This is a genomic window from Clostridium polyendosporum, assembly GCF_018332455.1.
Taxonomy (GTDB): Bacteria; Bacillota; Clostridia; order Clostridiales; family Clostridiaceae; genus Clostridium_AY; species Clostridium_AY polyendosporum.
Genome location: NZ_BOPZ01000016.1, coordinates 30,346 through 54,966 on the forward strand (window position 1 = coordinate 30,346; position 24,621 = coordinate 54,966).

A 24,621-nucleotide genomic window follows, 5' to 3' on the forward strand; every position below is an offset into this window, starting at 1 on the left:
ACTTTAAAGCATTTTGACTTTGTAATAGCTTAGGAGTATGATTTAATTGTAACTTATACAATTAATTACAAATAATTACATTTAAGTAAAAAGGAGGCTTTTAAATGAAACCAAAAATACTTCGTATGTTACAACGAAAAGATTTGACTAAAGAACAAATAGTCAAAGATATTATTGCTGGTATCATAGTAGCAATAATAGCTCTACCTCTATCAATCGCTCTTGGAATATCCTCAGGAGTATCACCAGAAAAGGGGCTTATCACCGCCATTATTGCAGGATTTTTCATATCCTTTCTTGGCGGAAGTAGAGTGCAAATAGGGGGACCTACAGGTGCTTTTGTGGTGATAGTTTACGGAATAATTCAAAATTATGGCCTAGAAGGGTTAATCCTTGCAACCATAATGGCTGGTATAATTCTGGTTATAATGGGATTTCTAAAACTTGGAAGCGTAATTAAATTTGTACCTCATCCAATAACAGTTGGTTTTACTAGCGGTATTGCAATTACCTTACTTTCAACTCAAATAAAAGATCTTTTAGGATTAAAGATTAATAATGTTCCTGCTGAATTTTTTGAAAAGTGGCAAAGTTATTTAACTAATATACATAGCTTTAATCTTTCAACTTTTTTAGTAGGCTTGGGTTCATTACTTATAATAGTCCTATGGCCTAGAATTAATAAAACTATTCCAGGTTCTCTGATAGCGCTTATAATCGCTACCTTAGCAGTGAAATTTTTAAATCTTCCTGTAGAAACCATAGGTAGTCGTTTTGGTGAGATATCCTCATCATTACCTGCTCCTAAACTAGAGATAGTAGATTTGAATACCATAAAGGAGCTTTTTAAACCTGCTATGACTATAGCAATTTTAGCAGCAATAGAATCTCTTCTTTCTGCAGTAGTAGCTGATGGGATGATCGGCGGAAAGCATGACTCTAATATGGAATTAGTAGCTCAAGGAGTTGCAAATATTACTTCTGGATTATTTGGAGGCATTCCAGCTACAGGTGCCATAGCAAGAACTGCTGCCAATGTAAAAAATAATGGTAGAAGCCCTATCGCAGGTATGGTTCACGCTGTAACATTACTACTAATAATGATTGTATTAATGCCATTAGCAAAACTTATTCCAATGACTTCATTAGCAGCTATATTAATTGTAGTTTCCTATAACATGGGAGAATGGAGCACTTTTAAATCCTTACTTAAAGCTCCAAAAAGCGATGTAACAGTACTTATAACTACATTCCTTTTAACAGTTATTTTTGACTTAGTTGTTGCTATTGAGATAGGTATGATATTTGCAATGTGCTTATTTATGAAAAGAGTAGCGGATACAACAAAGATAAAAGGAATGATTAATGAAATTAGAAACTTAGAGGATAATGACTCCTCATTAAATCTAGATAATATTGATGATATGGTTTTAGTTTATGAAATAAATGGACCTTTTTTCTTCGGAATAGTTCATAAATTTATGGATGTTATGAATGAAATAAAACCTTCAGCAGAAGTTTTAGTTCTAGATATGAAAAATGCTAATGCATTAGATGCCTCAGCCATTGATGCATTAGAAAGATTATATCATCGTTGTGAAAATTATAAAATAAAGCTATTACTTGCCAACATTCAACCACAACCAAAGAAAGTACTTCAAAAAATGGGCTTTCTAAATCTTATAGGAAAAAATTCTATTTTTGATAGTAAAGAAGATGCTTTAGAAGCATCATTAAATATAGCAACGAACAAACCTCTTAATGGACAAACTGCGATTGCATAGTAAATAACCTAATATTATAAAAAGAAAAAACAGACTATATATAGATTTATGATTAATACTAATCTATATACGTCTGTTTTTTTGGCGGAGAGAGCGGGATTTGAACCCGCGGTACCCAGAGAGTACACTTGTTTTCGAGACAAGCTCCTTCGGCCACTCGGACACCTCTCCATGTTAACTATTGATTTGCTACGTTAAGTAGTTTATCTAATAATAACTCTCCCAATATAGTGGCTTAATTATTAATAGAATACATTCCACTAATATGCCTTATTTAAAATATAACATATATGATAATTGCAGTAAATATTTAGATATTTAAATTAAAAAATACTTAAATAATATAATGATCATATTATGTTATTACTGATTAAAAATTTAGTTTCAACTTATAATCTTATCATAAGATATAATTCTATACTATAAATATATAATTCTAATTCAATTATTTTTAGTAATTTACAATTATACTATTATATTTAACAAATTATTCAAAAATGCCATATAACTATTACTTTTTATTTTATTTCTTTCGTGATAAAATGAAAATTATAACCAATAATTCATATGATTACAAAATTTAGTTAGGAGGATATTATGGATTTGATAACGAGCTTTATTGATATCATACTTCATTTAGATAAGTACATAGGTATTATAGTAGATAGTTATGGTACTTTAACTTACCTTTTGTTTTTCTTAATAATATTCTGTGAGACAGGGCTAGTTATAACTCCTTTTCTACCAGGAGACTCTTTCCTTTTTGCTGCTGGAGCCTTTGCAGCTATTGGAGATTTAAACATAACTATTCTATTTATTCTACTTTATTCAGGAGCACTACTCGGAGATAATCTTAACTACTGGTTTGGAAGAAAGATAGGAGCTGGAGTTCTCCAAAAAGAGGACTTAAAATTTATAAAAAAAGAATATCTCTTAAAAGCACATAAATTTTATGAAAAACATGGTCCAACAGCTATAATCATAGCTAGATTTGCACCTATTATAAGAACTTTCTCACCATTCGTTGCGGGAATAAGCGAGATGACATATTCTAAGTTCTTAAAATTTAGCATCCTCGGTGGAGGTCTTTGGGTTTCATTATTCTTACTTGGAGGCTACTTCTTTGGAAATATTCCTCTTATAAAACATAACTTTACTTTTGTTATCTTTGGAATAATAGGAATATCACTACTTCCTGTAATAATTAGCCTTTTCAAACAAAAAAATTCAACAAAAACTTTAAAAGAACAATAATTTATAGAAATAAAAATTCAGTCCACACATAATGGGACTGAATTTTTTTATAATTAAACTTACTAAGCTTATTTAATACTATGTGCTTACTTTAAATTCATTATTTTTATTTTCTTATTATACAAAAAGTGATATTATAGATATAAATATGTTTCCTTTTTATGTAATATTTTCATTTTATAAACATATTTTTTCATACTAATACATCATGTATAAAGAAGTATTTTAACTCTTTATACATTTATTTGGAGGTACATTATGAAAACGGTATATTTAGATAATTCAACAGTATCACTACCAAAGGCACCCAACATGAGCGAGCATATAAGTGAATTTTTATCTAGGTTACAAAACAAGGGGAATCCCTTAGAATATATAAATATAACAAAAAATCTTGTAGAAGAAACAAGAGAACTTGTCTGTAAGTTATTAAAATTTGATAAAAAAGACAATGTTATCTTCACTCAAAACTCAACCTATGCTCTTAACATGATTCTTAAGGGACTACTTAATAAAGGTGATCATGTTATAGTACCTACTTTTGAAACTGATAGTATAATCAAACCTTTAAATAGTTTAATTGGTCAAGGAATAGATATTTCGAAAGTTCCATGTAATTTAAATGGTCATATAGATACAAATACAATAATTAAACTTATAAATAAGCATACAAAAGCTATTATATTATCTCATGTTTCTAATGTTTCTGGTACCATTGCACCTATAGAAGAAATCGGACAGATATGTAAAAGGTATAATTTGTATTTCATTATTAATGCATCTCATAGTTGTGGTGCTATAGACTTTGGATTAGATAAAGTAAATGCAGATGCTGTAGTTTTTAGTGGAAGTAAATATCTTTTAGGATTAGAGGGTATAGGAGGTTTTCTTATTAAAGATTCACTTTCAGAAAATATAAATCCCCTTATAGACGGTACAAGTCGATTGGAAAATGAATCAGGAAACTCTTCTCTTCCATTTAAACTAGAGAAGGGGCCATTAAACCCTTTGGGAATTTGCTCGTTAAACTATTCTTTAAAATTTCTTCTAAACGAAGGTGTAGAAAATATCCAAAAGAAAAATTTTGCATTAACAGAGCTCTTCATTAATAAAATATCAAACATTGATGGTATAAAAATTATAGGTGAAGAAACTATGGATAGAAGAAGTTCTATAGTATCTATTTGTTATAAGGATATTCCTTCTAACAATTTAGAAAAAATTCTTCTAAGAGATTTTTCAATTTACACAAAATCAGGATTCCACTCAAGTATAAATGCTCATAAAGCTTTTGGTACTTATCCTAATGGTACATTAAGATTCAGCTTCGGATACTTTAACAATGAAGATGATGTAATCTATACAATTGATAGTGTAAACTCAGCTTTAAAGTATGGAGTGGCATAAAACTAACCAAGCATCAACTTGACTTAATTGTTAGCTAGATTTCATTTAGTGAAATGGCAGCAAATAAAGGAGGTAGTACAAGTATCACCTCCTTTATTCCCTCATTTTCTTAAAAAAATCTGTTAATATTTCGCTACATCTTTTGTCATAACACCAAATTACATCTCCAAAATAACTAAGATTTCTATTTTGTATTAGATTAACTACTGACCCACAAGCTCCTCCATTAGGATCAAAAGTTCCAATATATATCTTAGATAACCTACTCTGAATAATAGCTCCTGCACACATAGGACATGGTTCAAGAGTTACATACATCTCACAACCATTAAGTCTCCATGTACCTAACTGTTTAGCTGCATTTTCTATAGCTATGATTTCTGCATGAGCTAAAGGTGATTGAAGAGTTTCTCTCAAGTTATGTCCTTTACCTATAATTTCTCCATCTTTTACTACAACTGCACCAACTGGTACTTCTTTTAGATTTTTTGCAATTTTAGCTTCTTCTAAAGCTATATCCATAAAGTTCACACTAATCAACTCCATAAGTATATTTACAAATAAAGCTGAGTAGGCTTAATGCCTGCTCAGCTTTATTAGGTAAAAATCCTAACCTTCTTAATTCTATTTTTATCAATTTCCTCAACAATAAACTTCATATTCTCATAATGAACTTCTTCATTCATTTCAGGCATTCTTCCAAGCTGACCAATAACAAAACCGCCTACAGAATCAAACTCTTCAGATTCCATATTAACTCCAATAAGGTCACTTATATCATGAAGTCTAGCACTTCCATCAACTACATATTCATCTTCTTTAATAACTTCTATTTCCTTATCACTTTCATCATCATATTCATCTTCAATTTCGCCTACTATTTCTTCAACTAAATCCTCTATAGTAACTATACCTACAGTTCCACCATATTCATCTAAAACTACAGCTATATGGTTTCTAGTTTTCTTCATTTCTCTAAAGAGTTCGGTGATTTTCTTAAACTCAAAAGTATAAAATGGATCTCTCATATAGTTTTTAACACTGAACTCTGAATTATCCCGATCTACTAAAATTAAATCTTTAACATTTAATATACCTACAATATCATCAATAGTTTCATTATAAACAGGAATTCTTGAAAACTGTTCTGTTTTTATAACTTTAATTATTTCTTCATAGGATACTTCTGTATCTACTGCTATAATATTAACTCTTTGGACCATTACATCCTTAACTAGAAGATCTCCAAATTCAAAAACATTAAATATCATTTCTTTTTCCTCAACCTCTAGTACCCCTTCTTCTTCACTTACACCTACCATGGTCTTAAGTTCTTCTTGAGTTATAAAAGGTTGACTTCTATCTACATCTCCACCCAAAAGTTTTATAAATAATGCAGAAATCTGACTAAATATCCATACAAAAGGTTTTAATATAATTACAATAAAACTTATAGGCTTTATTACTCTAAGAGCCACTGCTTCTGATTTCTGCTTTGCCAAAGATTTCGGAGTAATTTCTCCAAATATTAAAACCAATACAGTCATTATACCAGTTGCAATAGCAACTCCGGATTCTCCTACAATCTTATAAGCAACAGAAGTTGCTAGAGCTGACGCACCTATATTTACAACATTGTTTCCAATTAAAATACTACCTAAAAGTCTATTAGGATCTTCTGTTAGCCTTTGTATAAGTTTTGCCCCTCTTATACTCTCTTCAACTAAATGCCTTATTGTTATTTTACTTAAGGACATCAACGCAGTCTCAGCTGCTGAAAAGAAAGCTGAAAGAAATAACAAAAATACAAGAACCACTAACTCCCAAGTAAAGCTAGAGTCCAAAAACACCACACTCCTATACTTATAAAAAATTCCAGTTTATTTTATTATATCATATATATAGATTTATTATTAAAGCTTAATTATTAAAAAACAAAATAAACCTCTGTAAATATTTTATATTTACAGAGGTTTGGTATCCCCAGTAGGAATCGAACCTACATTTGTCCCTTAGGAGGGGACTGTTCTATCCATTGAACTATGAGGACTCAGTATTCTTCCTAATGATATTATTTTAATATTTAAAGAATGTACTGTCAACATTATTCTTTTAACCACTCTAACTATAATACTATAAGGCTTTCTATTCTATCTTATAAAAGTTTACTTAAAAACCCTTCAAAAACAATTCCTTCTCTTGAATCAGAATTTAATCTTATAGTTTCTTTTATTACCATCTCAATAAATTTACATCCATTATTTATACTCTCTAAAAGAGGTTCCCCCCTTAAGATACTTCCAATCAGTACACTTGTAAAAGCATCTCCAGTTCCAGGAAACGACTTTGGTATATATTTTCTAGGCATTACAAATATGCTACCTGCTATTTTATCATAACCCACTACATAAATTGTTCCTTCATTAATTACTGCACTGGTTATTATTACTTGGGAAGGACCCAAGTCACTTAACTCTTTGCACCATAAAACAACCTCTTCTATATTCATATCACCTTTTACTCTCTTATCAAGTAGGAAGGCCGCTTCTGTAATATTAGGAGTTATGATGTCCGCAGCTTTTATAAGGTCTTTCATTTTTGAAATCATTTCATTATTCATGCCCTTATATAGCGATCCATTATCCCCTAACACTGGATCTATAACCACTATAGTATCCTTTGTTTTAAACTCATTAATAAAATCATGAACAAGAATTCCTTGCTCCAAGGACGATAAATATCCACTATATATACAATCAAATTTAATAGATAGGCTTTTCCAATGATTCATATACTTAGGTATAAACTTTGTTAAATCACATATAGCTGGAACTCCAAAGCCTCCAGTATGACTAGATAATACAGCAGTAGGAATAGGACAAACTTGAGTACCCATTACAGAAAGTATAGGTATTATTGAAGTTAATGCTGCTCTTCCATACCCACAAAGATCATTTATTACTGCTACCTTTTTAACTATAGTTGACATATTATATCTCCTTTTTGCACCTTGTGATTATTTATAGATAAACAAGTTTATAATTTATTTGTGAACCTTACACCACTAAAGTGGCGTGATTCTTAGATAATGTCTTCTAATCAATCAGTTCACTTTTTGAAAATTATAACATATATTTTAAAATTAAAGATAAATGTAATTAAATTTTAAGTAATACTTTCCTTGAATTATAAATAATAACTTCCTACCTTTTAATTAAAAACTCCAGTATAATCATTAAAAAAGTAATAAAATTGTGATAAAATTAATTATAAAACATAAAAAGTGAGGAAACCATGATCAAGATATATAATAGAAAAACAAAGCAATATGAAGTAGAGCAAGTAGCAGGCTTAAGTTACCTTAAGTGGTGCTATGAATCACCAATAGGTAAGAGTATTACGGAACTTCTTATAAAGAAAAAACTTTTTTCAAAACTTTATGGCTCATTCTGTGACTCATCCACAAGCAAAAAGAAGATAAGACCCTTTATTGAAGAGTTTAATATAGATATGTCTTTAGCAAATATGAAATTGGAGGAGTTTAGAAATTTTAATGACTTCTTCGCTAGAACATTGAATGCTTTTGCAAGACCAATAGCACAAGATAGAGATATACTTATTTCTCCTGGAGATGGAAGGCTTTCTGCTTTTGAAAATATAGATTTAGATAAACTTGTTCAAATCAAAGGACTCACGTATTCCTTAAAAGAGTTAATATGTGATGATAAGGTTGCTAAAGAATATGACGGTGGAGTATGTCTGATACTTAGACTATGTCCCACTGACTATCATCGTTTCCATTTTGTCGATGATGGTATATGCGGAGAAACAAAAAATATAAAAGGCAAATATTACTCAGTAAATCCTATTGCACTTGAAAGAGTACCTAAGCTTTTCTGCCAAAACAAAAGAGAATGGTGTATATTCAAGTCTGAAAACTTTGGAGATATAATACACATAGAAGTAGGTGCTACCTGTGTCGGTACCATAATACAGAGTTATACTCCAAATGTAAAAGTTAAGAAAGGCTATGAAAAGGGGTACTTTAAATTTGGTGGGTCTACAACAATACTTTTCTTTAAAAAAGATACTGTAAAAATTGATGAAGAGATAGTTCATCAAACTTCTCTTGGATATGAAACTAAAGTACTTATGGGAGAAGCAATAGGTAATAAATTTAAGTAGTCAAAATAAAATTTAAAATGTATTAAGCCTATTACTATTAGCTAGATTTCATCTTATGAAATCTAGCTAATAAACTTACGTTAGGAAATATCACTAATAATAATATACTGACCTTACTTTATCATCCTGGTTTAACTTTTTATCTTCTTTTAGTACCACAAAAAGGGCAATACACATAGTTATCATCTAAACTTTTCCCACAGTTATTACATGTAACACTTACTTGATAACCATTGTTATTATATTGATTAATATCCCAATAAGTTATAGCCCCCTCTTGTCCACTCTCTTCTTTAATAGCCTTTTCTATCTTTATATCATAAATCATTCCACACTTCTTACAAAAAGCAAAATATTTAGTATTCCACTTAATAATAGGAATGAAAAAAAGATGAAAGAAGGAATACTCCTTATATAGTTCTAACCCTTCACAATTACAGCCTTTACATTGAATTTGTTTTAAAGGTTTTATTTTTTTCTGCTTTCTATCTATACCAAATATCCCTATAAAAAACATCGTCTTTCTCCCTCTCTATAAATCTTAGTATAATTATAAAAAACTTCTACAAATAAAGCTATGCTTAAGTAGAAGTTTTCTTCATTACATATATTTACGAGTTATTATTTTCTTTAATTTATCTTTAAACTCTTTTCTGTCACCGTTAAATAAAACTATCCATATATTCATTTCTCTTGCCCTATCAAGCACTGATGATTTTATAGGAGGTTTTGTAGCTACTAAAATCTTTATTACACTTTCTCCACCTAATTGATTTCCATACACATTAAGTTCATTTAATGCTACTTCATCATACTTTGCACTATCTTTACATGATATACAAATAAGTACTGAATCCTTTACTGCCACTACATCTAATTCATTCCTAACTCTTCTTTTATCATCATTCCACAGAAACAGTACCCCACTTTTCACATCATCTACAGCTTCAATTTCTTCAACTACCCTCTTAGTAAATACTTCAAGCCATGACCCACTTTTAAAAATAAAGCTCTTCATATATAAATTTAAAAAACGAATTTTTATAAAATTATCTTCTTTCCAATATTTTATTTGATCATAATTACTAAGCATATTTAAAATTTTATAATAAATATCGGTTTCTTGCTTATTAAGGCAACTCATATTTATTTTTATCATAGATGGGTTGCTTTGATCATGTATAAAAATTCTATTATCATAAATTCTGTACTTATACTTTTCCCAAAGAGAAATATTTTTAGCAATCATATTAGTAAACTCTTCTACTGCCTTCTTGCTACATTCCTCCGTAGAATCAACTACTATTGCACCACCTATACTCTCTATCACATCATCTACATCTAAGTTCAGAAAATCATCTTGCATTACTTCAATATTCTTATCATTAAATGTTATCAATTTTTCTTGTTCAATATCTAAATATATTACTTTAATCCCATTCTTACGAGCAAAGTATTCAATGATCAAGCATATAAACTTCTTTCCACCTGTTAAATTAATAATTGTATTTTTATTACTGTAACTTTTTATTATATCTTCAACTTTAGAAAAATCATTATGATTTATTTTCTTCGGAATAAATGTTGTAAAAGGAAATTTATTAAGATAATATTCACTTAACTTCTCTACTTGATCTTCTATATTACAATTTTCTAAATATATAAAAATAACCTCTTTAGGCTTATACTTTGCTGTAGCAAGAATACTTCCCTCATTATGATCATCTAGTATATTTATTAATACATCACAACTCATAATACCATCCTTATTGTATTTTTTATTATCTTTCCCTGATAATTAAAGGTTAATCCATTATTTTCATAAATACACAAATTATAATCTGTAAATATTATATAAATAAAGTTTGGTAAAATAGATTTTTCAATTATGTAAATAATAACTTTATACTTTAATGTAAAGGAGGGTTAATTATAATATGGCAACTGCTACTAATATTATGACCTTTAGAGATGAACAAGGAAACAAAATAGACTATGAAATTTTAGATCAAGTATTAATCAATAAAACAGAATATGTATTAATGTCACCTGTTAAAGACTCTTCTCAAGTAGAGATTTACAAAATCAATTTTGATAAAAATTGGAATGAGTCACTGGAAGTAATAGAAGGTGAAAAAGAAATTAATATGGTAAAGCAACTTTCTAAGGTAAAATTCTAGATTTAATCAATTTATAGCATCATAAAAAACTAGTATAAAAAAGTTTATATACTAGTTTTTTTGTTTCATTATAACTATCATAAATAAATTTTTACTTAACTTCTATTATTATTATAAATCTACCATTGAAAACAATATAACATCTAATCCTATATTAATCATCTATTATATAAGTATCTTAATTTATAACCTAAGAAATATATACTATAAATTGAAAAATGTTTATCTGTATTTGATAAAGAAATGGAGAAACTATAAACGTACTGAATACGATCAGTATAATTTATATATTTGAAAAGGAGAAATAACTATGGATAAACAATACTTACAAGAAACAAAGCAGTTAAATGCTCAATCAAGAGCAGGTCAAGGAACAAGCAGTACTTCAAATGCTGGTATGACTAGTTCTCAAGCTACAATAGCAGAAACAAAACAGTTAAATGCTCAATCAGCAGCAAATAAAGGAACAAGTGCTACTTCAAATGCTGGTATGACTAGTAGTACTAATGCTGCTGACTTACAAGAAGCTAAACAATTAAATGCTCAATCAAGAACTACTGGAATGCAATAATGGCCATACTTCCAACTGAAGGAAGTTAGATAGTTATGTATCAGTAGAAAGAAAAGATGTATTTTAAACAAATCTAAATTTACTTTTATTATCTGAAAACCCCTTAACATGTAAGGGGTTTTCCTTTTATCAAACATATATTTACCTTATGTTTCTTTAATTGAATTGCTATTTAAGGGCTTTGAAAATGTTCTAAATTGGTTATAGAGGAGGTTCATTTTATGACAGCGAACGCAAGAATAAGGGATAATAAAAAAGATAAACTTTCTGCAGGACCTTCTACTACAGATTCTTTAGGTACATCCACTTCATCTAACCTAACTATAGAATCTGCTGGTTCACTAGATAACCCTCATGAAATGCTTCCTGATTCTAATCCTAACACAAAAAATAAATATAACGTCCCTTAGTATATACTATTACTCAATTTATCTATTAAATTATTAAAAAAATAAATCCTTATAATCATTAACGTTATAAGGATTTATTTTAGTATACTTACCTATAATGAAAAACCTTTTTAGTCTGCTGAATTTGTTATTGTAACTACCATATTTATTTCTGAACCACTATTCTCAGCTTCAGTAAACATATGTTGTAAACTATTGAAAATCTCTTCTTTTGAACCTGTAATATGTGTATTCATAGAATTTACACTGTAATTTACATTACTATTATCTAGTGCATGAATTGCATTATTAATAGTACCTGATGCATTTGTAGTTTTTAATGGGTATACAGCAACTTCTGCAGTTATCATTTTAAATTCCTCCTTACACTATTAATTATTATATTCAATAGTAGTATGAGAATATAAAAGATGAATATACCCTAGTATTCTAAATTACAAATAAATACATTTACTGATTCACTTATATTTTTATATATACTTTTTCAATTGTACTCTTGATAATACCACCTTCTATATTTTAATGGATTTCTTGGATTTAGTATTATTTCTTTAAAATTAATGAAATAATCTTATATATTAATATTACTTACTTATTTATTGCAATGCGTTTATTCATATAACTGATATATATCTATATATTTACACATAAAAAATTAGATATTTAGGTGACTATTTTCTGCAATGCAATAATTTAATTAAATAACTAAAATTAATTAATTAATTATTAAAACTGATTGGCTTTAGTCAAACTTCACTTCGTGAAATAATAGCAAATAAAAAAGCTGCATTTTATATGCAACTTCATTTTTTTTCATTATTTTTAATTAAAAAACTATCTAAATACTGTCTTATATGATTTTGTAAATCTTTATACATAAACCTGTTATTCTTTAATAGTTCTGATTGTTTTTCATTAATTCTAAATGTAATGTTTACTCTAAATGCATCTTCTTGTTTTTTTCTCCCTCTCATATGTTACTCCTACCCTATATTCATTTATCTTTAGTTCCATTTTACCATTATTTATGTTTAAGGTAATGAAGAGATTTTTTAATTAGCAAAATAAGTATTAATATAAGATTTTATTAAACTTATATACATTCAGAAGAATTCATCCTGACGTAAATAATATAATAGTATATTTTATATTCAAATACGCAAAATACCTCCATGGTAAAAAGGTTTATAATATATGGACTTTCAGGTCTTTGTGTAGAAGTTTTATGGACTGGTTTTTTTTCTGTGATGAGAGGAGATATAAAACTTACAGGCTGGACATATATCTGGATGTTTCCTATATATGGTCTTGCTATTTTTCTTGAACCAATACATGATAGGATAAGACACCTTTCATTTATTCTAAGAGGAGGTGTTTATACTATTCTAATATTTGTGGTAGAACTTGCAAGTGGACTACTACTTAAGAAAATTCTAGGTGTCTGTCCTTGGAACTATGTAAATGAACCTCTATCAGTTTACGGTATAATTACACTAAGTTATACTCCAGTATGGTTTACTTTAAGCCTTCTATTTGAAAAGATGCACGATACTTTAATACTGATTGAACGCAGAATTAAGGAATACTAAAATTCAATATAAGCTTATATATCTGAATTACAAATTCAGTACGAAGTTGCGTATATATAGCTTTATCTAAATTTTACTTTATGCAACGATAACAATCGAGTAGGAGGTAGATGATTATTTCATCTACCAACCTCTTATAGGCTAGTGATTCCTAGCAAGCCCACAGTGGACTTTAACACCAATTTATTGCCCATACCGGGTACACATAGAAGTGACAGTGGAAGCTTCATTTCCACTGCCATGTTTGTTATTAATTATTTAATTGCCTTTATAAGCTCTAATATATGTTCTCTGGATATGTTCCTGTCAATCTTCACCACTTTACCATTCTTTGTATAAACAAGTGTTGGTGCTTTCGTGGTCCCAAGTCTTGCTGCGAGGGTTGAATTTTTATATACATCTATTTTTTGAACCTTTACAGTTTGGTTCATTTCCTTTTCAAGCTCTTCTATAACTATCAGGTAATTCCTGCAGATTTCATCTAATGGTGACCACAGATATATGAGACCTATCTTTTCTTTTTGCATTATTTCATTTTCAAACACTTCTGATTCAGCGATATATTTTTCAGCTCCTACTCCTGCTATAGCTCCATCGCCTACTGCTGTAGCAACCTGCTTAAGCAATTTGTCTCTAACATCTCCAACAGCAAATACACCCTCAATATTTGTTTCCATCTTTTCATTTGCCATTATATATCCCTCTGGAGTAAGATTAATCTGTCCCCTAAATATTTCAGTATTAGGAACATAGCCTATGAACAGAAAGCATCCATCTACTTCTATTGGCTCAAGTTCACCAGACTTAACATTCTTTAAAACTACTGTATTTAATCTTTCATCTCCTTCGAAGGAATCTACTACAGTATTCCACTTAAACTCCATCTTTGGATTTTTCAATGCCTGCTCCTGTGCGATTTTATTTGCATCCATTATTCCCTTGTCGTGAATCACAGAGACAATAACCTTCTTTGCAAACTTTGTAAGGAATATTCCTTCCTCAATAGCTGCATCTCCACTGCCTATAACCATAACTGTCTTATTCGTGTAGTATGCAGCATCACAAGTGGCACAGAAAGAAATTCCTCTATCGTACAGAAAGCTTTCTTCATTTTCAGCCCTTGTAAGTCTTGGCTTTCCTCCAGTGGAGATTATAACCGACTTTGCGTGATATATTACTCTAAAGGTTTCAACTAGTTTGTCTTTTCCCTCAAGCTGAACACCCTTAACATCAGTCAGCTTAAAATTCACTCCAAAGTTTTTAGCCTGCTTATGAAATAAATTCATAAGCTCTGTACCTGTTATCCCTTCTGGGAATCCTGGATAGTTTGCTATTTCATTTGTATAGGTAGCAAGTCCACCTATTAGAGATTTTTCTATTAACAATGTCTTTAGCCTTGCCCTGCTACAGTATATTGCAGATGTCAGCCCTGATGCTCCACCACCTATTATTACCACGTCATAATATTCATGTTTCTTTTCCAATTAAATCACCTTTATTCCCTTATTGATTTTAAGATGTAGCAATTTAAGAAAAACCAGGTTCTAAAGCTTAAGCTTACTTTGAAAACCTGGTTCATCATCTATAACTATATAAAGTATTTAACTAAAAGCTTACTGCCAATCCATGCACCCAAGAATATGAATATCCAGTATACCCAACCGTGCAGGGACATAGATGCAACTCCGCTGAATAATGCTCCGATGTTACATCCAAAGGCAATTCTTGCACCATATCCCATGAGTAACCCGCCAAGAACTGCAGCCACTACCTGCTTCCAGGATTTTATCTTCTTAATCTTAAACTGTGAGGCCAATAGTGTAGCTAAAAATGCTCCTGCTATTATTCCTATATTCGATACAGAATGTAAATCATCGATAAATCTACCACTTATAGCTACTGCATGAGCCTTCTGCTGAAAATAGAACCATTTTTCAGGATGACCGCCAAGTGCCTGATATAACCATGCCCCCCAATAGGAGAATGGCGTAGTTACTCCCCATGCCTTGGCTGTTGAAGAAAACATAGCTATATTTATAAGACCTAATAATACAGCACCTGTAGTATACGTCCACGGCTCTTTTAATAACTTTTTATAATAAACACTATTTTTAATATCCACTATTCCCCCCCCTGTTTAATCTATAAGGAAATCATTACTTTGTTTTTTCTATATATACTTCCCACTGTCCATCGTCAACTTCTTCAATATCTACATTATGCCCTTCTTTTCTTGCCCATTCCGGTATATTTTTCATTGCACAGCTGTGGTCAATATCCACTATAAGCACATCTCCAACCTTTAAAGCTCCAAGTTTCTTCTGAGTCTTAATAAGCGGCACTGGACATGCCTCTCCTAAACAATCCAATCTATGTTCTGGCATAATAAAACCTCCTAATTATTTCGATATAAATAAACTTTACTAATTTTCAATTTTGAATTTAGCTATTCATTTGATTTTCTGTTTCCAAACCAGTCAGCAAAAATATATATAGCTAGTAAAAGACCAAACTGTATAATTAGTGCTGGCACCCATCCTATAACTTCAGGAAGAAATATACCCTTCTTGGGCATGAATGTATTATTCCACCAACCAAAATTCTTAGCTCCCCATAGTGATCCTATTATGAAAAACACCAGTGCGAGCATCTGCATAAGGAATCCTTCCCCTACTCTCATAAGAGTTCCTGAAGCACATCCTCCTGCAATTACCATCCCTATACCAAACATTGTTGCTCCAACTATTGTGTGGATACCAACCGGAGAAATATTACCTGGTACAGCAACATTTTTAAGTACAGAACTATACTGGATAGCCGCAAAGCCTACTGAAGCAACTGCAATAGCTATTACTACTCCCTTTGTCAACGAAGTACTTCCTGTTAAAACAGGATCTCTTAACGAAGCGGTGAAACAGAACCTTGATCTTTGAAGAGTAAATCCCAATGCAACCCCAAACGTCCACATCAACGCTGCTTTTGGCGAGCTGTTTGCAATGAAGTATCCAGCACCCACAATACAGATGAACAATGCAATTCCGAATGGAATTTGACTAACTCTTTTCTTCTTTACTCTTTTTGGGATTGAGGTTTTAATCTCTGTCATTTGATTGGTCTCCTTTCCATTTAATGTAGTTACATATATTTAATTTAGTTTGTTATTAACATATTATTAAATCTCAACTACAGTACCGTCCTCAAAAACCTTAGCTCTAAATAGAGTTCCACTTCCTCCATTAGCCATCATTGATTTAGACTTAGCTATAATTGAAAAGTATTTCTTTCCATTTTCATATCTAATTTGTGGGTCATATGCATATGCAATATCCGGATTGTTACCGTATTTTTTAATGGCATATTGGATAGCTTTTTCAACAGTAAATTCTTTTTTCTTTTGCTCTTCTTCTGCTTTTTTATCAGCTTCTATTTTAGCTAATTCATCATTCATTCTTTTTACTATTTCAGCTAATTTGCCTCTTTGTTCATCACTTAAATGCTTGCCATTAAGTTCTTGTGATAGAGCTTTGGCTTCATCATACTTTTTATCATTAACCAATATATTTAGCTTTTCTATACTTTGATTTATTTCAGCTATAGTCTGTTGAGCATCTTTTATGTCAGCTTTAAGTTTATCAATATCATCTTTTATAGAAAGATTCATATACTTCTCATTTATACCTTCTACTAGTTTTTTAGACTCATCAAGATTGTTGTTATCATAAGCTTTTTTAGCCTTTAAGTATCCATCAATAATATCTTTTAATTCCTTAGCTTCTTTATTATTACTGTCTTCATCTAACGCTAATTGAAATGATGCTACTGCTTTATCGTACTCTTTATTAGATAGTTCTAATTTCCCTTGCTCTATAGCCTTATCAGCAAGTCTACTTGAACAACCAGTAAAAATAACTATACAAAATATAAGTATTGATAAATATTTTTTCACTTGTAATTCCTCCATCCATTACTCTTTTACACAATTTGCAATGATTTTAAATATTCTATCAACACTTTATATTATGAAACATATCCTCACAAACATGACTCAATAAATTATTCTTTCTGGTCTTTGTCTTATGCTCTACTGGTATAATGATTATTTATGCTACTGCAATAAGTAAAAACCTATACACGCTTAGATAAATGTACTTTTATTCGTATTTAAATAAGGCATTTTCCACTTCACAATCTACAACTTCTTCTTTTGAATTAAAGGTGATCCTATTATTAAACTTAAAATACCGAACAGATATACAAAATTAATTTGCATAATATTAACAATAAGTAAGGAGATTGAGTAAATTTTATGTTGTTGGTTATATGTTGGTTATATCAAGTCATATTAATTAATAGGAATAGTTTGATAAATTGAAATCTAAACATGGAGGTAGCAATGAAATTAAATATTATTTTTAATTTACTTACTATGAGTTCTGCAATTGCAGCACTTTTTTTAGAAAGTAATGAACAAGTCAAGATAATTGCTATAATAATTGCTATAATATCAGGGTTAACTTCTTTGATCATTTCTATTGAAAATCATCAACAAACTGAATATTTTAAAGGAATGTCAGAGAGTATTATAAAATGTATGTCTCCAAAGTCTGAAATGATTGAGTTTATACGACAAACAGTAATTCCGGTAATAACTGGAAAGGAATCAACTGGCAGGTCAATATGGCTTAGGAATGGAGATTTTGTATTTTTGTATGAAAATGAAAAAAACAGAACAGATATTGATTTTGCGGTTTTTATAGAATCTGGTGATATAATGAGGTTATATGTAACTCCGGATAAAATATTAAAAAAGAAAATTAATGAAACATTTATGTCCAAATGGACTAAGGATGAAAGTATTGAAACTGACTGGAATATAATTATTTCAAAAATTGCTTCTTACTGTGCGGCAGCATTAGGTGCCTTAGAATATTCACAATATTACGACCACTTAGCGTTTGATATTAATTATCATGAAAAAATACTCGGAATAATTTTCTATGATGAAAATGATAGTATAATTTTCAAGTTAGAACTATGTAACGAAGATGAACTCAGAGCATTTTTAAAGATTAAACCCATTGATAGATTTTTCTATATACTAGATATTTTAAATGCAGCAATAAAGGATGGTATAAAGTGGGGACAAAAATAGCTTAAAAATAATTTATAGTATTAGTATAAAGTTATAGTCAGAACGCACCAGTGACTTACAAGGGTGTTACTGAAAGTAATAAACCGTACACATATTTTGTACGGTTTATTATTTGTAGAATTTATCATTAAAGACAAGTCATATTAACATCCTCACCCCAAAACTATATAACTTACATTTTTTAGGTAGGCACTTTTTAAGGCACTTTTATATTTTTACAAATAAAAAGAGTTCCAGTAAAATTACTGAAACCCTTCATGTTACTATGGTGCGGCGGAGAGGATTCGAACCCCCGACCAACTGGTTCGTAGCCAGCTACTCTATCCAACTGAGCTACCGCCGCATATATTAATTTAACATATCTATCTTAACATAAATATATATATAAATCAATAAAAAGAATGGAAGGATGTCCAATCGCATAAACATCTCTTCTATATTATATGCATAAATCTATATTAATGCACTTATTAATAGCGTTATATTTAAAATACTTACTATTATTCCTATAATCCAAAGTACTATGTTTTGTAACTTGCTATTCTTATATTGTCCCATAACTTTTTCTGATGATGTTAGATATATCTGAGTAAATATAGTAATTGGCAGCTGAATACTAAGCAGCATTTGTGAATATACCAATCCTTTAAACGGGTTTGATATAAAGAAGATTATAGCCATTGCTAAAAGTATAGTTATTAACACACCAATCTTTGTATGTCTATCACTTATATCATAAGGTTCTCCAAATAATCCTGCAAAGATTGATCCTCCAGCCATTCCAGCAGTAACACTGGATGATATACCTGAGAATAGTAAAGCTATAGCAAAAACTACCGCTGCTGCATTTCCAAGAAGAGGCTTAAGCATAATTTGAGCTTGTTCTAATTCTGTAACAATAATGCCCTTTGAAAAAAAAGATACAGCCACAAGAATCATAGCACTATTTATAGCCCATCCTATTAACATTGAAAATAATGTATCTAAAAATTCATATTTAAGCTGCTTCTCCATAACAGACTTATCTTTAAGGTTCCATTGTCTGCTCTGAATAATCTCTGAATGAAGAAATAAGTTATGAGGCATTACTACAGCTCCAAGTACACTCATAATTATAGGAAGAGACCCATCTGGGAACGAAGGTGTTACCCATCCATTTATAGCTTCTCCCCAACTAACATTTACTAAATACACTTCAAATATAAATGCTAATCCTATTAAAGAAACGAATCCTATAACTAGTTTTTCTATCTTTCTATATGAATTTGAAAATAACATCCATAATACCACTGCTGCTGACATTATGGCACCTATTCTTAGAGGTATTGCAAACAAAAGCCTTAGTGCTATAGAAGCCCCTAATATCTCTGCCATAGCAGTACCTACTGAAGCTAATAGAGCTGAACCTATAATTGTATTTCTTAATTTTGATTTAATGTGTTTAGTTGTGGCTTCTGGTATACATAGTCCTGTAACTATTCCTAAATGTGCTGCATTATGCTGTAAAACTATAAGCATTATAGTTGACAATGTCACCATCCATAAAAGCTTATACCCGTAAGATGAACCTGCCGCTATATTTGATGCCCAGTTACCAGGATCAATGAATCCTACTGTGACAATCAAGCCTGGACCTATATACTTAAAAAAATCATGAGCTGTTAATTTAGGTGTATGATTTTCTTTACTTAACCAATTTTTATATTTCATTTAAATCCCCCCTGATTGAATTTATAATATTATTAAATTAATATAATCTAAAATCTCTATTTTAAGCAGGTATTTTGTTATGCGTCGTATAAATATATATATTATAAATATTATTTAAAATAATGAATTTATGTATAAAACTTATTAACTTTATTAGTAAAGGAGATGTATAATGAAAGACTTTATCATTTTAACAGACTCTGGATGTGATTTATCTCTTCAAATGGTGAAAGAACTTAATATTTCATACATAGGATTAGTTTGTAATTTTGAAGGAAAAGAATATATAGAAGATTGCGGCCAATCACTAGACTATAAAATATTTTACGATGCTATTAGGAATGGAGCTCTTCCTACAACTTCACAAGTTAATACCTTTAGGTTTTACGAGGAATTTGAAAAACATGTTAAAGAAGGAAAAGGCGTTCTCTATATAGCATTTTCATCAGCTTTAAGCGGAACGTATAACAGTTCCTTGGTAGCTAGAAATGATATATTAGAAAATTATCCGAATGCTGATATATCAATTATTGATACTAAAGCCGCTTCTACAGGTGTAGGACTTTTAGTTTATTATGCTGCAAAAATGAAAGCAGAAGGTAAATCAAAGGATGAAATAGTTAGTTGGATTGAAGAAAACAAACTCAATATATGTCACCTTCTTACAGTAAATGATCTTAATCATTTAAAGAGGGGTGGAAGAATTTCTCCAACTACTGCTGCACTGGGAGGTCTCCTTAATATTAAGCCAGTATTATATGTTAATAATGAAGGACAGCTTAAAAACTTTACAAAAGCTAAAGGAAGTAAGGGAGCTTTAAGGATCCTCTTTCAGAAGTTTGAAGATCATGTAATCAACCCTGAAAATCATGTTATTTTTATATCTCATGCTGATAACGCTAAAGGAGCTGAAACCTTAGCTAACATGATAAGAGAAAAATATCCTGTTAAAGATATTATTATAAATTATATAGGATCAGTTGTAGGTAGCCATACTGGTACAGGCTCTATAATATTTATATTTTATGGAACAAACAGGGAACCTTAAAATGAAATTAAACAAGCATAAAACCTATTTAACTTTAGTTAGATTTAGCTTTGTGAAATGACAGCAAATAAAGATATACTATATAAATTACTTTTATCATCTTCTAAGGTATAATACTATCAATTAATAAGATAAATCAAATATAGGAATTCAGCTGTTTACAGGCTGAATTCCCCAATAAAGATTTAACATTTAAATATTAAATTTAGCTTTACTACCTTCTCTAGCAGCGGTTATTTCAAGTCTTACATCTATCCTCTCTCTAAGTTCTGGTACATGAGATATTATTCCCACTAACCTTCCTCCAGTTTGAAGATCTGTTAAACACTGAATAGCATTATCCAACGATTCAGGATCTAGAGTACCAAAACCCTCATCAACAAACATTGTATCTAGAATCACTCCACCAGCATAGGACTGAATCACATCAGCTAATCCTAATGCTAGAGATAAAGAAGCCTTAAAACCTTCCCCTCCGGAGAGTGTCTTAACATGGCGGGCTTTTCCTGTATAATTATCAAAAACTTCAAGTTCTAATCCTTCTTGTTTTCTACCTTTTCCCTTTTCTTCTTTTCTTCTAAGTATAAATCTACCGCCAGCCATCTTATATAATCTTGTGTTAGCTGCCTCAATAATTTCATCAAAATATGCTGCTAAAACATATCTTTCAAAGGTTATTCTTTCACTATTATCACCATTAGCTATTTTAGCAAGTTCAGCTATTACACTATACTTCTTTTCCTTTTCTTCCACATCATTATTTAAAGATTCTATTTTAACTAACAACTTTTTATTGTGCTCTATTCTCGAAAAAACAATTTTTTCCCTATCACTAAGTTCCTTTTCTTTTTCTTTTGTTTGTTGAAGACAGCTATTAAATTGTTCAATATCAATAACTTCTAATCCTTCTGTTTCTTTAGCTGAAGCTTTATACCTATCTTTTAATGATTTAAGATTCTCATAATATAGTTTTATTTCAGTATCATACTTTAAAATTTCTTTCTCGCCTATATAAGAGCTGCTGTAATGATCATAATCCATAAAACCAGAAGATTTTAGTTTTTCATTGAATCTTTCCATAGCTTTATCACGTTCAATTACTGCCTCATTTAAGTTCTGTTCTCTAACATTTAAATCTGCTTCTATTGCCGCCTTAGATGAAGAAGCTGTAGTAAAGTCCTCTTGAGCTCTCTTATATGATTCATTTATCACCTGAAGACTTTTTTCTATTTGGTATATTTTTTCTTTTAATAACGGTATAGAACGTATATCTTCAGGAATCTCTTTTTCTATATTAATTAAAAGATTTTCTTCTACCTTAACCTTACCGAATAAATCTGTATATTCTTCTTCAAGTTTCTCCTGATCATTAATAAGTTTATTGATTTCATCATTAAGTTTACCTAGGTTCTCTTCCAACGTAGCCTTTTCCCTACACTTTTTTAAAATAACATCTAGTTCTTTTTTAAGCTTATTTTCCTCTTCTCTTAATACTATACCTTTTTGCTTAATGTACATTAACTTATCATTAACATTAAGATCGAGAAAATCTTTACTCAGCAGATGATAAAGTTTTTCTTCCTGTTCCTTTGCCTTCTTATAAATTTCCTCGATTGTAGCATAAAGAGTAGAAAGACTTATTAACTTATCATGATATTGTTGATTTAAGGTATCAAATATATCCTTTTGTATTTTTAATTCTTGCTCTGTAGGAATTCCCTCTATCATCACCGCAATCATAGGATGTTGTTTAGAACCACAAACAGGGCACATCATTCCTTCTTCAAGATCTTTTGCTAAAAGTCCTGCCTGCCCCTTTTTAAAAGCATCATCCATAAGCTCATATTTGGACTTTTCTTCTTTATATTTTCTTTCTAAAGATAAAAATACATCTTTTTCCCTTTTATGATTTATTGAACTATTATTATAATCACTATAATAATTAAATAGACTTATCATCTCATTAATAATATTACTTTGTCTTTCAATGCATGCTTCTATTTCCACCTTTAGAATTTCTGCTTTTTGAGATTCTTTGAAATTTCTATCTAATTCTTCAACTGCTTTTCTTGTATCATTTAAGTTATTCTTTATTAAAATCTTCTTTACTTCTTTTTGTTTAAGCTGATTTTTTAAACCAATAATAGACTTATTCTTATCCTCATAGTCCTTAACTTTTGGTTCGAAGCTTTTTAATATAGATATCTCTTCTAGAAGCTTATTTCTTATGGGCTCCTTAGACACTTCATCCTCAAGAAGTTTCTTTGCTCGCTCTAGAATTTCACCAGCTTTAAATAGTGAAGCTTTCCCTTCTTCAAGCTGTCTTTCTCTTTCCCTTTTATTTAATATCTTCTCATTAAAATTGTCTTCTATTAACTTTACCTCAAGTGCCTTTCTTGAGAGTGCTAAAGCTTTTTCCCTTTTTATAAATTCATCTTCCCTAATTTTTTCTATATTTAACATACTTCCAAGCTTAATCTTATCCTGAAGTTTTCTATTAACTTGTTCACCTTCTAATATCCTCTTGTGAAGTATTTCTTGTTCTGCTTTAACCTTTTCTAATTGATCCTTTATTTTAAAAAGCCTCATTTCATCATATCCTATGAAATTACTTGTTTGTTCTATGATAGCTGTTATATTAATATTTTCAGCATTTATACTGTGAAAAAGAATCTCATCCTCCCCACACTCTATATGCTTTATATGAGTATTCCTTTGAGTAATAATATCTGAAATTTTTCCATAAATCTTTTTTCTCTGAGAATCTAGTTGATTTTGTATTTCTAAAAAATCCTGTGTACCAAATATTTTTCTGAATATAGCTTCTCGCTCAACACTCTCTGCTTCCAACAACTTTCTAAATTCCCCCTGAGGAAGCATAACTATTTGTTTAAATTGTTGTTTATTTATACCAAGTATTTCAATAATCTTTTCATCAACGTTATTAACCTTAGTTATTACATTTCCTAATGGAAGTATCAACTCAGCTTCTGCAGTTTTTAATGTGTATCCATCTCCTCTTGCCTTTTTTCTCATTTGTTGAGGAACCCTCTTTATCTTGTAGAACTTTCCTCGAAGTTCAAATTTCAATTCAACAAAGGTAATCTGATCATCAGAAGCAAAATCACTTCTTAAACTGTCCTTATCTCTACTACTGCCGGATGCTTCTCCGTATAATGCAAAACTTATAGCATCAAATATTGTTGTTTTCCCTGCACCTGTAGGACCAGTTACTAAAAATATGTTTCTATCACCTAGAGCATTAAAGTCTATAACTTCAACTCCAGCATAAGGTCCAAAGGCTGCCATTGTAAGCTCTACTGGTCTCATC

Annotated in this window: 24 protein-coding genes and 3 tRNA genes; 10 read left to right on the forward strand and 17 right to left on the reverse strand. The window is 30.2% G+C overall.

What is annotated here, in order from left to right:
- Positions 1-104: 104 nt before the first annotated feature.
- The gene (locus tag CPJCM30710_RS10050; RefSeq protein ID WP_212904045.1) at positions 105-1,784 is read left to right on the forward strand and encodes a SulP family inorganic anion transporter; all 1,680 of its coding nucleotides are present in this window, start codon (positions 105-107) and stop codon (positions 1,782-1,784) included.
- 82 nt (positions 1,785-1,866) lie between these two features.
- Here CPJCM30710_RS10050 and CPJCM30710_RS10055 read toward each other — a convergent pair.
- A tRNA-Ser gene (locus tag CPJCM30710_RS10055) sits at positions 1,867-1,955 on the reverse strand.
- A gap of 426 nt (positions 1,956-2,381) precedes the next feature.
- Here CPJCM30710_RS10055 and CPJCM30710_RS10060 point away from each other — a divergent pair.
- The gene (locus tag CPJCM30710_RS10060) at positions 2,382-3,038 is read left to right on the forward strand and encodes a VTT domain-containing protein (RefSeq protein ID WP_212904046.1); all 657 of its coding nucleotides are present in this window, start codon (positions 2,382-2,384) and stop codon (positions 3,036-3,038) included.
- 258 nt (positions 3,039-3,296) lie between these two features.
- The gene (locus CPJCM30710_RS10065; RefSeq protein WP_212904047.1) at positions 3,297-4,445 is read left to right on the forward strand and encodes an aminotransferase class V-fold PLP-dependent enzyme; all 1,149 of its coding nucleotides are present in this window, start codon (positions 3,297-3,299) and stop codon (positions 4,443-4,445) included.
- A 93-nt stretch (positions 4,446-4,538) separates the two neighbouring features.
- On the opposite strand, the gene CPJCM30710_RS10070 is transcribed toward CPJCM30710_RS10065, so the two are convergent.
- The 4 genes from CPJCM30710_RS10070 to CPJCM30710_RS10085 all read right to left on the reverse strand — a co-directional run bounded on the left by CPJCM30710_RS10070 (position 4,539) and on the right by CPJCM30710_RS10085 (position 7,434).
- Complete coding sequence (locus CPJCM30710_RS10070; protein ID WP_246503515.1) at positions 4,539-4,967, reverse strand: nucleoside deaminase; 429 nt, start codon at positions 4,965-4,967, stop codon at positions 4,539-4,541.
- Positions 4,968-5,041: 74 nt separating this feature from the next.
- Positions 5,042-6,289, reverse strand: coding sequence for an HlyC/CorC family transporter (locus tag CPJCM30710_RS10075; protein ID WP_212904049.1), 1,248 nt, complete (start codon positions 6,287-6,289; stop codon positions 5,042-5,044).
- 131 nt (positions 6,290-6,420) lie between these two features.
- Positions 6,421-6,495 (reverse strand) — tRNA-Arg (locus tag CPJCM30710_RS10080).
- A gap of 105 nt (positions 6,496-6,600) precedes the next feature.
- Positions 6,601-7,434: a pyridoxamine kinase gene (locus tag CPJCM30710_RS10085; protein WP_212904050.1), complete on the reverse strand. Its 834-nt coding sequence runs from the start codon at positions 7,432-7,434 to the stop codon at positions 6,601-6,603.
- Positions 7,435-7,739: 305 nt separating this feature from the next.
- On the opposite strand from CPJCM30710_RS10085, the gene CPJCM30710_RS10090 reads away from it, so the two are divergent.
- On the forward strand, positions 7,740-8,630 hold the full coding sequence (locus tag CPJCM30710_RS10090) for a phosphatidylserine decarboxylase (RefSeq protein ID WP_212904051.1): 891 nt from the start codon (positions 7,740-7,742) through the stop codon (positions 8,628-8,630).
- A gap of 139 nt (positions 8,631-8,769) precedes the next feature.
- Here the strand turns inward: CPJCM30710_RS10090 and CPJCM30710_RS10095 are convergent, their stop codons facing one another.
- Together CPJCM30710_RS10095 and CPJCM30710_RS10100 are read right to left on the reverse strand one after the other, a co-directional pair.
- Positions 8,770-9,147: a zinc ribbon domain-containing protein gene (locus tag CPJCM30710_RS10095; protein ID WP_212904052.1), complete on the reverse strand. Its 378-nt coding sequence runs from the start codon at positions 9,145-9,147 to the stop codon at positions 8,770-8,772.
- Between the two features lie 84 nt (positions 9,148-9,231).
- On the reverse strand, positions 9,232-10,386 hold the full coding sequence (locus tag CPJCM30710_RS10100) for a Card1-like endonuclease domain-containing protein (protein WP_212904053.1): 1,155 nt from the start codon (positions 10,384-10,386) through the stop codon (positions 9,232-9,234).
- Positions 10,387-10,567: 181 nt separating this feature from the next.
- Here CPJCM30710_RS10100 and CPJCM30710_RS10105 point away from each other — a divergent pair, with 181 nt between their 5' ends.
- The 3 genes from CPJCM30710_RS10105 (at position 10,568) to CPJCM30710_RS10115 (ending at position 11,791) form a co-directional block, all read left to right on the forward strand.
- A complete protein-coding gene (locus tag CPJCM30710_RS10105; RefSeq protein WP_212904054.1) occupies positions 10,568-10,810 on the forward strand; it encodes a DUF1292 domain-containing protein in 243 nt (80 codons plus the stop codon).
- A gap of 310 nt (positions 10,811-11,120) precedes the next feature.
- The gene (locus CPJCM30710_RS10110; protein ID WP_212904055.1) at positions 11,121-11,381 is read left to right on the forward strand and encodes a hypothetical protein; all 261 of its coding nucleotides are present in this window, start codon (positions 11,121-11,123) and stop codon (positions 11,379-11,381) included.
- 221 nt (positions 11,382-11,602) lie between these two features.
- Positions 11,603-11,791: a hypothetical protein gene (locus CPJCM30710_RS10115; RefSeq protein WP_212904056.1), complete on the forward strand. Its 189-nt coding sequence runs from the start codon at positions 11,603-11,605 to the stop codon at positions 11,789-11,791.
- Between the two features lie 110 nt (positions 11,792-11,901).
- Here the strand turns inward: CPJCM30710_RS10115 and CPJCM30710_RS10120 are convergent, their stop codons facing one another.
- Positions 11,902-12,141 (reverse strand): YkoF family thiamine/hydroxymethylpyrimidine-binding protein, encoded by a 240-nt coding sequence (locus CPJCM30710_RS10120; protein ID WP_212904057.1) that lies wholly within the window; start codon positions 12,139-12,141, stop codon positions 11,902-11,904.
- Between the two features lie 453 nt (positions 12,142-12,594).
- On the reverse strand, positions 12,595-12,765 hold the full coding sequence (locus tag CPJCM30710_RS10125; RefSeq protein WP_212904058.1) for a hypothetical protein: 171 nt from the start codon (positions 12,763-12,765) through the stop codon (positions 12,595-12,597).
- Positions 12,766-12,963: 198 nt separating this feature from the next.
- Between CPJCM30710_RS10125 and CPJCM30710_RS10130 the strand changes: the two genes are divergently transcribed.
- Positions 12,964-13,380 carry a putative ABC transporter permease gene (locus tag CPJCM30710_RS10130; protein ID WP_212904059.1) on the forward strand — a complete coding sequence of 139 codons (417 nt, stop codon included), beginning with the start codon at positions 12,964-12,966 and terminating at the stop codon, positions 13,378-13,380.
- A 254-nt stretch (positions 13,381-13,634) separates the two neighbouring features.
- On the opposite strand, the gene CPJCM30710_RS10135 is transcribed toward CPJCM30710_RS10130, so the two are convergent.
- From CPJCM30710_RS10135 to CPJCM30710_RS10155, 5 genes are all read right to left on the reverse strand, one after another.
- The gene (locus CPJCM30710_RS10135; RefSeq protein WP_212904060.1) at positions 13,635-14,864 is read right to left on the reverse strand and encodes an FAD-dependent oxidoreductase; all 1,230 of its coding nucleotides are present in this window, start codon (positions 14,862-14,864) and stop codon (positions 13,635-13,637) included.
- A gap of 104 nt (positions 14,865-14,968) precedes the next feature.
- Positions 14,969-15,502 (reverse strand): YeeE/YedE thiosulfate transporter family protein, encoded by a 534-nt coding sequence (locus CPJCM30710_RS10140; RefSeq protein ID WP_212904061.1) that lies wholly within the window; start codon positions 15,500-15,502, stop codon positions 14,969-14,971.
- Between the two features lie 34 nt (positions 15,503-15,536).
- The gene (locus CPJCM30710_RS10145; protein WP_212904062.1) at positions 15,537-15,764 is read right to left on the reverse strand and encodes a sulfurtransferase TusA family protein; all 228 of its coding nucleotides are present in this window, start codon (positions 15,762-15,764) and stop codon (positions 15,537-15,539) included.
- A gap of 62 nt (positions 15,765-15,826) precedes the next feature.
- Positions 15,827-16,486 (reverse strand): YeeE/YedE thiosulfate transporter family protein, encoded by a 660-nt coding sequence (locus CPJCM30710_RS10150; protein WP_212904063.1) that lies wholly within the window; start codon positions 16,484-16,486, stop codon positions 15,827-15,829.
- A 66-nt stretch (positions 16,487-16,552) separates the two neighbouring features.
- Positions 16,553-17,326: a hypothetical protein gene (locus tag CPJCM30710_RS10155; protein ID WP_212904064.1), complete on the reverse strand. Its 774-nt coding sequence runs from the start codon at positions 17,324-17,326 to the stop codon at positions 16,553-16,555.
- A gap of 447 nt (positions 17,327-17,773) precedes the next feature.
- On the opposite strand from CPJCM30710_RS10155, the gene CPJCM30710_RS10160 reads away from it, so the two are divergent.
- Positions 17,774-18,532, forward strand: coding sequence for a hypothetical protein (locus tag CPJCM30710_RS10160; protein ID WP_212904065.1), 759 nt, complete (start codon positions 17,774-17,776; stop codon positions 18,530-18,532).
- Between the two features lie 266 nt (positions 18,533-18,798).
- Here the strand turns inward: CPJCM30710_RS10160 and CPJCM30710_RS10165 are convergent.
- A tRNA-Arg gene (locus CPJCM30710_RS10165) sits at positions 18,799-18,875 on the reverse strand.
- 110 nt (positions 18,876-18,985) lie between these two features.
- Complete coding sequence (locus CPJCM30710_RS10170) at positions 18,986-20,242, reverse strand: Nramp family divalent metal transporter (RefSeq protein WP_212904066.1); 1,257 nt, start codon at positions 20,240-20,242, stop codon at positions 18,986-18,988.
- A gap of 172 nt (positions 20,243-20,414) precedes the next feature.
- Here CPJCM30710_RS10170 and CPJCM30710_RS10175 point away from each other — a divergent pair, with 172 nt between their 5' ends.
- On the forward strand, positions 20,415-21,290 hold the full coding sequence (locus tag CPJCM30710_RS10175; protein WP_212904067.1) for a DegV family protein: 876 nt from the start codon (positions 20,415-20,417) through the stop codon (positions 21,288-21,290).
- 192 nt (positions 21,291-21,482) lie between these two features.
- Here the strand turns inward: CPJCM30710_RS10175 and CPJCM30710_RS10180 are convergent, their stop codons facing one another.
- On the reverse strand, positions 21,483-24,620 hold the full coding sequence (locus CPJCM30710_RS10180; protein WP_212904068.1) for an AAA family ATPase: 3,138 nt from the start codon (positions 24,618-24,620) through the stop codon (positions 21,483-21,485).
- Position 24,621: the final 1 nt, after the last annotated feature.